The organism is Litorivivens sp. (genome assembly GCF_057445395.1).
On record NZ_JBVBUV010000007.1, the window covers coordinates 68,759 to 78,290 of the forward strand.

Annotated in this window: 9 protein-coding genes; 8 read left to right on the forward strand and 1 reads right to left on the reverse strand. The window is 55.4% G+C overall.

Going from position 1 to position 9,532, the window contains the following annotated elements; all coding sequences use genetic code 11:
* The first annotated feature begins 40 nt into the window (after nt 1–40).
* On the forward strand, nt 41–994 hold the full coding sequence (locus tag AC222A_RS04135) for an XdhC family protein (RefSeq protein ID WP_372747832.1): 954 nt from the start codon (nt 41–43) through the stop codon (nt 992–994).
* Nucleotides 991–1,584, forward strand: coding sequence for a nucleotidyltransferase family protein (locus AC222A_RS04140; protein ID WP_372810557.1), 594 nt, complete (start codon nt 991–993; stop codon nt 1,582–1,584). The genes AC222A_RS04135 and AC222A_RS04140 overlap by 4 nt, the downstream gene beginning before the upstream one ends.
* Here the strand turns inward: AC222A_RS04140 and AC222A_RS04145 are convergent.
* Complete coding sequence (locus tag AC222A_RS04145; protein ID WP_372747834.1) at nt 1,550–2,425, reverse strand: LysR family transcriptional regulator; 876 nt, start codon at nt 2,423–2,425, stop codon at nt 1,550–1,552. The two genes, AC222A_RS04140 and AC222A_RS04145, sit on opposite strands and share 35 nt — an antisense overlap.
* Nucleotides 2,426–2,565: 140 nt before the next feature.
* On the opposite strand from AC222A_RS04145, the gene leuC reads away from it, so the two are divergent.
* The 6 genes from leuC to AC222A_RS04175 all read left to right on the forward strand — a co-directional run.
* Nucleotides 2,566–4,002: a 3-isopropylmalate dehydratase large subunit gene (gene leuC / locus AC222A_RS04150; protein ID WP_372758334.1), complete on the forward strand. Its 1,437-nt coding sequence runs from the start codon at nt 2,566–2,568 to the stop codon at nt 4,000–4,002.
* On the forward strand, nt 3,999–4,646 hold the full coding sequence (leuD, locus tag AC222A_RS04155; protein ID WP_372758333.1) for a 3-isopropylmalate dehydratase small subunit: 648 nt from the start codon (nt 3,999–4,001) through the stop codon (nt 4,644–4,646). The genes leuC and leuD overlap by 4 nt, the downstream gene beginning before the upstream one ends.
* 118 nt (nt 4,647–4,764) lie before the next feature.
* A complete protein-coding gene (gene leuB, locus AC222A_RS04160) occupies nt 4,765–5,850 on the forward strand; it encodes a 3-isopropylmalate dehydrogenase (protein ID WP_372758332.1) in 1,086 nt (361 codons plus the stop codon).
* 55 nt (nt 5,851–5,905) lie between these two features.
* On the forward strand, nt 5,906–7,018 hold the full coding sequence (asd, locus tag AC222A_RS04165) for an aspartate-semialdehyde dehydrogenase (RefSeq protein WP_372747838.1): 1,113 nt from the start codon (nt 5,906–5,908) through the stop codon (nt 7,016–7,018).
* A gap of 5 nt (nt 7,019–7,023) precedes the next feature.
* Nucleotides 7,024–7,977 carry an Asd/ArgC dimerization domain-containing protein gene (locus AC222A_RS04170; RefSeq protein ID WP_372747839.1) on the forward strand — a complete coding sequence of 318 codons (954 nt, stop codon included), beginning with the start codon at nt 7,024–7,026 and terminating at the stop codon, nt 7,975–7,977.
* Between the two features lie 127 nt (nt 7,978–8,104).
* Nucleotides 8,105–9,532: type IV pilus assembly protein FimV (locus AC222A_RS04175; RefSeq protein ID WP_486774659.1), on the forward strand; the 1,428-nt coding region annotated here is incomplete at its 3' end.

A 9,532-nucleotide genomic window follows, 5' to 3' on the forward strand; every position in this document is an offset into this window, starting at 1 on the left:
TTTAAGCGGCGTTTTTTTTGTCTGAAGGAAATGATCACGCGTGAAAACAGTAGATGAGATCGTATTTGCACGGGTGCTGGAATGGCTGGAGCGTGGCGATCGCTGCTGGCTCTGCACTATCGTAGCGACCGTAGGCGCCTCTCCGCGCCCATTAGGTTCTCTGATGGGCGTGAGTGAAAGCGGCGAGCTAATTGGTTCGCTGTCCGGTGGTTGTATTGAAGACGATCTGTTGGAAAAAGTGCGGGGCGGTGAGTTGGCACATGACAACCCGCTGATTCATCCCTATGGCGTGACGCCCGAAGAAAACGAGCGCCTGGGCTTGCCCTGTGGTGGTCGGCTGGAAGTATTGATTGAGCCACTGAGTAGCGATCACCTAGCGCCAATGCGGGAGATCTTAACGGCATTGCGGCAGCGTAGGTGTCGGCGGCGTCTGGTATCGATTGCCAGTGGGCAATGGCAAATTGCCCCCATTGACCTGACGGAACCATTGGAGCGCCAGGAAGGGAGTATTCAGCAAGATTTTGGGCCTATGCGGCACTTGTTGTTGGTGGGGGCCAATGAATTGGCGCGCTGCATCGCCGAGTTGGCCACGGCAATGAATTATGCGGTCACCGTCTGTGATCCCCGCCAGGATCGGATAGCGCAATGGGAGGTTGCCGGCGTGCAGACCGTCTGCGCCATGCCGGACGATGTTGTGCGTGAGCGGGCGGCAGATGCCCACAGCCTGGTGATTACGCTGACACACGATCCGCGTATAGATGATATGGCGTTGATGGAAGCGCTGCAGTCACAGGCGCGCTATGTAGGTGCGCTGGGGTCCGAACGCACCTCCGCCAAGCGCCGCGAGCGGCTATTGCAGCTGGACCTTACCGAGTCCGAGATTGCACGTTTACACGCGCCAGTCGGGTTGCCGATTGGCAGTAAATCGGCGATGGAGATAGCGGTCGCTATTATGGCGGAGCTGGTGCAGTTGAAGGCGCAGTGTAAGTTGTGACCAGCAGCGGCGTTGGCATTATTCTTCTCGCGTCGGGTGCGAGCCGGCGCTTTCGCAGCGATAAGCGATTTGCGCGTCTACCCGGCGGGCAACTGTTACTGAACCGGATGTTGTCGCTGGTTTCGGCCAGTGGTTTACCGTGCTTTGTGACACTTCGCTCTGGGGAGGCCATTCAAACACCCGGTGCACAACCGTTGATGCTTGAACACGCCTCGCGCGGCATGGGTAGCAGTATCGCGGAGGCGGTGGCCAGTGTCGGCGAAAATTTTTCGGCCCTGATGATTCTACCGGTAGATCTACCGCTGTTGAAACTGCAGACGCTGACCGCGCTGGCTGAGAATGCGACGAGTAATACGTTGCGTCGTCCGGTGGCCGATGGTCGAGAGGGGCACCCTGTGGTGTTTGGTTGTGATTATTTTGTCAACCTGGCCGCGTTGGACGGGGAGCAGGGCGCGCAATCCATACTGCGCAAGTATGCTGGAAGTGTTGAGCGTATTACTGTAAACGATCCGGGTATCTATCTTGATATCGACACCCCAGAGACACTGGCAAGTCTCACTCGAGAGGGCCATTTTGCAGGACAGCAATAAAGGCCTGTGCAGCATTAGACAGGCTGCGATTGCGATGATGTACGCAACCCAACGTGCGGTGCAGGTTATGCCCTTGCAGGGCGAGGGCTTTGATGCTGTCGTCAACCAGTGTCGCCGGAAGAATGCTCCAACCCAACCCGATACTAACCATTACCTTGATGGTTTCCATGTAGTTTGTAGACATCGCTACATCCATTTTTAGACCAGCCTCATCAAACAGGCGCTTGATAATTTGCCCGGTATAGGTACTCAGTCCAGGCGGGATGGCGGTATAACCCTGCAGCTGCTGAAGTGTTACCGCGCGCTTGTTTGCCAGCGGGTGATCGAGCGCTACTGCGACCGTCAGCGGATCGTTCCAGACTGCAAAGGATTCCAGGTTGGGTTCTTTTTCTGGCGATAGCGTTATGATCGCCAGGTCCAGTTCACCGTGCAGAATCATGTCGTGAGCCTGCTCGGAATCCATAAAGTCGATGTCTAGCCTAACCTCGGGGTAGGTGCGGGTAAAATACCGCAGCACCGGTGGCAAGCGATGTAGGCCTATATGGTGCGAAATACCCATAGAAAGCTTTCCGCCCACGCTGCCGCTAAGGTCGTGCACGCTGCGTTCAGCATTGGCCATGGCTAATAATATGGCGCGCGCCTGCGGCAGTAGTGCTTCCCCTGCTTCTGTGAGCGTAACTTTGCGGCCAATCCGGTCGAACAGGCGGTGTTCTAATTGCGCCTCCAGATTGTGAATGCGTTTGCTGATAGCCGGCTGAGTTACGTGCAGGACTTCAGCGGCATCGGAAAAAGAGCGGTGCTCGGCGATGGTAACGAACGCTTTGAGGCTGTGAATGTCCATGGCGGTGATTCCCTATTAGATAAAAATAGGTTATCAGAAATATGAAAAATATGAATTTGTTTTATTTCTTCGCCCTGCGTAGACTGGTCATCGTTAATGAATTAGCCCTTTGGGCATTAGCCTGTTACGCGGAGCAGACCATGGCCGGAAAAACCCTTTACGACAAACTCTGGGACGACCACCTCGTCGCCATTACCGACGATGGCGATGCGCTGTTGTATATCGACAGGCACCTCGTACACGAAGTGACCTCGCCTCAGGCCTTTGAAGGTCTGCGCCTGGCTGGTCGTAAGCCCTGGCGATTGGATGCAAACCTGGCGACGCCAGACCACAATGTGCCGTCGGCTGTAGAAGAACGGGTACATGGTGTCGACGGTATTGTCGATCCCGTTTCCAAATTGCAGGTGGTGACGCTGGATGACAACTGCGAAGAATTCGGAATTGAAGAGTTCAAGATCAATGATGAGCGTCAGGGTATCGTCCATGTTGTTGGCCCGGAGCAGGGCGCTACGCTGCCCGGTATGACGGTGGTCTGCGGCGATTCTCACACCGCCACCCATGGCGCGCTCGGGGCCATTGCTCACGGTATTGGCACCTCGGAAGTAGAGCACGTGCTGGCGACCCAGTGTCTGCGCCAACGCAAGATGAAGAACATGTTGGTGAAAGTAGACGGCGCCTTGCGGCCGGGTGTTACCGCGAAGGATATCGTGCTCGCGGTAATTGGCAAGATTGGCACCGCTGGCGGCAATGGGTGCGCCATTGAGTTTGGCGGCAGCACAATTCGCAGTCTGTCCATGGAAGGGCGTATGACCATCTGCAATATGGCGATAGAAGCCGGTGCCCGCGTTGGTATGGTTGCCGTTGACGAAACCACCATCAAGTATGTTGAGGGTCGACCCTATGCGCCTAAAGGCGCGGATTGGGAAAAAGCCGTGGCTTACTGGCAAACCCTTCACAGCGATGATGATGCGACGTTCGACAAAGTGGTCGAGCTCAATGCGGCAGACATTCAGCCCCAAGTCACCTGGGGAACCTCGCCGGAAATGGTCGCAAGCATCAACGACAATGTGCCCGCTCCCGGTGATTTCAAAGAGCCTGTACGTCAGGCTGCCTGCGAACGAGCGCTGGAGTACATGGGGCTGAAAGCAGGGCAGAAAATTCGCGATATCAAGCTGGACCGGGTGTTTATTGGGTCTTGTACCAACTCGCGTATTGAAGACCTGCGCGCTGCTGCGGATGTTGTTAAGGGCCGCAAGATAGCCGCTACCATTAAAGAAGCGCTGGTTGTTCCGGGGTCCGGGCTGGTCAAGCGTCAGGCTGAGGCCGAAGGTCTCGACAAGATTTTTGTCGATGCCGGCATGAAGTGGCGCGAACCGAGCTGCTCTATGTGCCTGGCAATGAACTCTGACAAGTTGGGTGCTGGTGAGCATTGCGCCTCAACATCAAACCGTAACTTTGAAGGTCGGCAAGGCTTTGGCGGTCGCACCCATCTGGTCAGCCCAGCGATGGCGGCAGCCGCCGCAGTGGCAGGCCACTTTGTCGATGTGAATGAAATTCTGGAAGGAGCGCAGTCATGAAGCCCTTTACCCAATTGAACGGTCTGGTGGCGCCGATGGATCGTGCCAATGTCGATACCGACATGATCATACCCAAGCAGTTTCTCAAATCCATCAAGCGCAGCGGCTTTGGTCCCAATCTGTTTGATGAATTGCGCTATCTGGATGAAGGTCAGCCGGGCCAGGACTGCAGCAATCGACCGATGAACAAGGACTTTCCCTTAAACTTCCCGCGCTATCAGGGTGCCTCTGTGTTGCTGGCCCGGGAAAACTTTGGCTGTGGCTCCAGTCGAGAACATGCGCCCTGGGCGCTGGAAGACTATGGTTTTCGCTGCATAATTGCCCCAAGCTACGCCGATATCTTTTTTAACAACTGTTTCAAGAACGGGCTTTTGCCTATCGCGCTTGATGAGGCGATTGTGGATCGCCTGTTTCAGGAAATGTATGCCACTGAAGGTTATAGTCTTCAGGTGGATCTTGCCGCACAGACCATCACAACCCCTTCGGGTGAAGTGATCAGTTTTGAGGTTGAGAGTGGTCGCAAACATAGCCTGCTCAATGGTCTTGATGATATCGGTATTACGCTCCAACAAGCCGATGCGATTCGCGCCTATGAGGAAAAGCGACGTCAGGAAGCGCCCTGGCTGTTTTCCCGTTCAGCCTGATTAGCAATTGGAGTGCAGGGTACGCGCAATTGTGCGTGTGCTTTGCTAGAATCCGCCGCCAGCCCCGACAGTCCAACGGGGCTATTTGTTTCTGTGCGCGGTTATTTGGAGAGTGTAAGTGACTAAGAATATTTTGGTATTGCCCGGCGATGGTATCGGCACGGAAATCATGGCTGAAGCTGTGAAAGTCCTGGACTTTCTGAATGACAAGTACAGTCTCGCACTAAACCTCGAGCACGCCTTGCTGGGCGGAGCTGCTATTGATGCCACGGGCAAAGCGTTGCCGGACAATACCTTCGAACTGGCCAAGTCTGCAGATGCGATTTTACTTGGCGCGGTGGGTGGCCCCAAATGGGACAAATTGCCACCAGCTGATCGCCCGGAGAAGGGTGGGTTGCTGCGCTTGCGCAGCGAGCTGCAGTTGTTCGGTAACCTGCGCCCCGCGATTTTATATCCGCAACTGGCGAGTGCTTCCAGTTTGAAACCAGAAGTGGTTTCCGGCCTGGACATACTGATTGTACGTGAGCTCACCGGCGGCATCTATTTCGGCGAGCCGCGTGGGATTCGCGAATTGGAAAATGGCGAGCGGCAGGGCTACAACACCTACGTTTACTCTGAATCTGAAATTCGCCGTATCGCGAAAGTTGCGTTTGAGGCGGCGATGAAGCGAGGCAAGCGCCTGTGCTCAGTTGACAAGGCGAACGTGCTGGAAGTGACTATGCTCTGGCGTGAAGTGGTGGAGTCTATGGCCTGCGACTATCCGGAAGTAGAACTCAGTCATATGTACGTGGACAACGCCGCTATGCAGCTTGTACGTGCGCCGAAACAGTTTGATGTGGTGGTGACCGGCAATATGTTCGGTGACATTCTATCGGACGCTGCCGCCATGCTCACGGGTTCCATTGGCATGTTGCCCTCGGCCTCGCTCGATATCAACAATCGCGGCATGTATGAACCCTGCCATGGTTCGGCTCCGGATATTGCCGGGCAGGACAAGGCAAATCCACTGGCCACTATCATGTCAGTGGCGATGATGCTGCGTTATTCGCTCGGATTTGAAGCGCCGGCGAATGACATCGACGCTGCAGTCAGCAGCGTACTGGATCAGGGAATAAGAACCGGTGATATCTACTCGGAAGGCTGCAAGCTGGTAGGTACAGCCGGAATGGGTGACGCGGTAGTCGCGGCCCTGCGGGCGCAATAGTCGCGCCTGAACAACAACGTTTTGCAGTCATAATTTGACAGCGAAGGATACCATTATGTTGAAAACAGGATTAGTAGGTTGGCGTGGCATGGTCGGCTCAGTACTGATGGGCCGTATGCGTGATGAAAACGATTTTGCCAACATCGACCCCACATTTTACAGCACCTCCAATGCCGGTGGCGATGCCCCCGACGTGGGCAAGGGTGCTGGCGTATTGCAGGACGCCGAAAACATAGACTCCCTGAAAGAAATGGATGTAATCATTTCCTGTCAGGGGGGCGATTACACCAAGGCCGTGTTCCCGAAGTTGCGTGATGCCGGTTGGGATGGCTATTGGATTGACGCCGCATCCGCGCTGCGCATGAACGAAGATGCCGTCATTATTCTCGATCCGGTGAATGGTGATGTCATTAAAGACGCCCTGGATCGCGGTGTGAAAAATTTTATCGGCGGTAACTGCACTGTCAGCCTGATGTTGATGGGCATCGGTGGTCTGTTTCGCGAAGGCTTGGTGGAATGGGTTAGTGCCCAAACCTATCAGGCAGCCAGCGGTGCAGGCGCCCAGAATATGCGCGAACTGATCGCCCAAATGGGTACAATCAACAGCTCGGTAAGCGATCTTCTGGCTGATCCGCGCTCCAATATTTTGGACATCGATAGCGCTGTGGCCAAAACCATGCGCAGCGGTGAATTTCCCACCGACAACTTCGGGCATCCCCTGGCAGGCAGTCTGCTACCGTGGATTGACACTCAGCTGGAAAACGGCCAGAGCCGGGAAGAGTGGAAAGCCCAGGCGGAAACCAACAAGATTCTTGGTCGCAGCGGTGCGCCCATTCCGGTTGATGGTACCTGCGTGCGTATCGGGTCCATGCGTTGCCACAGTCAGGCAATGACTATCAAGCTCAACAAAGACGTCGCCATTAAAGACATCGAGTCAATCATCGACAGTGCCAATGACTGGGTGAAATTGGTACCGAACGAACGCGAGGTGACGCTCAAGGAACTTACGCCAACCGCCGTTACCGGATCACTGCATATTCCCGTTGGCCGTGTGCGCAAGCTGAATATGGGTTCGCAATACCTTTCTGCCTTCACCGTGGGCGACCAATTACTGTGGGGTGCTGCGGAACCGCTGCGCCGTATGCTGCGTATTATTCAGGAGCGATAAGACGGATGCGACTGGCAATCTGTGGAACTGAAGGCCCCATCGCTGATGGGTTTCTGGAGCAGCTCGAAACTGCCGGCGTATCAGTGACTGCGCTGGCGGCCTTTGCTACCGAGCCCGCAGAGGATGCCAGCTTTCGCTATGACGGCAAAACGGTTCGCGTTCAGCCGCTGGCGGACGCCGACTATACGGAATTCGATCTGTTGGTGGTGTTCGAGCTCTTGGAAGCGCTGTCGGATGTGGCTGACGCGGCCAACAGTGCCGGCTGTCACCTGATCGACGTGGTCGGCCAAGGCGCAAGCGATGGGCGCGTCGTGGTGCCTGAGTTGATGGGCGACGAGCGTGTTGATTACCCGGTTTTTTGGACGCTGCCGTCACCGGTAGTCAGTGCGCTGGCACCTGTCCTGGATGGCTTGCTTGAGGGCAACCGGATCAGCTCGCTGTCGGCGCTGGTTTGTGAGTCAGCGTCGTCGCTGGGTGAGAGTGGTACCCGGCAGTTAGCCGCAGAGACGGCGCGACTGATGAACGGCCAGGGCATCGAGGGTGATGGTGTGCAGCTGGCCTTCAATTTGATACCGGGAATACCCCAGAATGCCGATTACTGCGTCCGCAGTCTCGAAGACCTGCTGGGTACGCAATTTGAGCGCGCCAGTGTGGAATCGCTCCAGGTGCCGTTGTTTTACGGGCAGACCATTCAACTGAAGGTTGCACTTGAGGCGGATTTCCAGCTGTCGCATGCCTTGGAGTTATGGCGCAAGTCTGGCATTCATCTTGTTGAAAATAATAAGAAATTTTCGCCTGTTTCACTGGCGGAAGACGACCGTATCCACTTGTTGCCCATGCCGGCGCAGGACGCGGCGAATCGTACCGTGAGTCTGTGGGTTTTGGCAGATAATGTCCGAAAGGGTGCAGTCGTTAACACAATCAAATTGATGGAAATCTTGATAAAAAGTTCCATATAGCTAATATTTACGTGAAGGTGTGGAGAGTTTTTCTAGCTTTCGCGACAAATCCGGCCTCCACAACAAGAACATGCCCTGAAACCATAACCAAATACGACGGGTATAAAGCTGACTACGGGAAGTCCTTATGTTTAATAGATCGCTGGCCGGCGTTGTGCTGGTTGTTGGCCTCGGAGCTACTTCGCTCAGTCAGGCCCTGAGTCTGGGGGATATGCGCCTCAACTCTGCGCTGAACCAACCCCTGGATGCTCGCATAAAACTGCGGGATACCGGCAATCTCAGCAGCGAGCAGATTACGGTAAAGCTTGCGTCCGTAGAAGATTTTGAAAAGGCCGGCGTCGATTTCAATTACCTTTTATCCAAGCTCAACTTCGTGGTGGAGATTGATCAGAACGGAAACGGGGTTGTTAAGGTTATTTCCAGTGATCCGATCGTTGAGCCCTACCTGAACTTTTTGGTCGAAGCGCGCTGGCCCGCTGGTCGCATGCTCCGCGAGTACACCGTGTTGCTTGATCTGCCCGCAGTAAGCAACGCACGCACATCCAGTGTGAGCGCGTCGCAGGGCGGCAGCGCCTCGCAGGCGGCAGCCCAGACGCCAGCAACACGAGAAGAAGTTGTTATTCTTGAGGAGTCCGGTACCGAGGGTGAAGCCTCAACCGGTCCAAAGCCCCGCGCCGATGGCCAACGCACCGCCTTGCCAAAAGCCGAACGCCCAACCGAATATCGGGTGCAGCACAGTGACATGTTGTGGGATATCGCCGAGCGCTATCGTCCCGAAGGTGCCACAGTGCAGCAGACCATGTTGGCGTTACTGCGCAAGAATCCCCGCGCTTTTATCGGCGACAATATCAATCGCCTGAAGTCCGGCTATGTGTTGCGCCTGCCTACGCTCGAAGAGGCGCAACGTCTCGGGCAGGCCGACGCGGTAAAGGAAATTCGTCGTCAGAACGCCATTTGGCGAGGTGAAGCTCTGCCTTCTGACGGCGATAACGGTGCAGCACCGCAACTGGATGCCACGCCAAAGAGCAGCGAAGAAACAAAGGCCGGTGAAACAAAAACAGAAGCCCGCCTTTCCATTGCCACGCCGGGTAGCGCTGACTCTGAAGGGAGTAATGGTGCCGCTGAGCAATTGCGCAACGAATTGGCCGCAAATCAGGAAGATTTGGATAAGGTTCGACGCGAAAACGAAGAGCTGGGTTCGCGCCTCGAAGATTTAGAGCGGCAGTTGGCCACACTGCAACGCCTGCTTGAGCTGAAAGATGACCAGCTGGCAACTCTGCAACAGCAAATGGGCGCTGATAACGACGTTCAGGCCACTGCAGTTCAGCCCGAGCCTGACCAGCAGGCCAAGCAACAAGCGAAGCCCGATCTGCAGCCCGAACCGATAGCGCAGGAGAGTCTGCTGGATAACCCCGCCGTAAAATACGGCGTGCCGGGTGTGCTGTTGTTGGGGCTGATCGCCCTGTTATTACGCCGCGTTGGACAGAACAAAACCAAGGCAGCATTCGACGCCAGCAGAGACGATGAGGCAGCGGAAGCGGCTGGATTTTCCGAG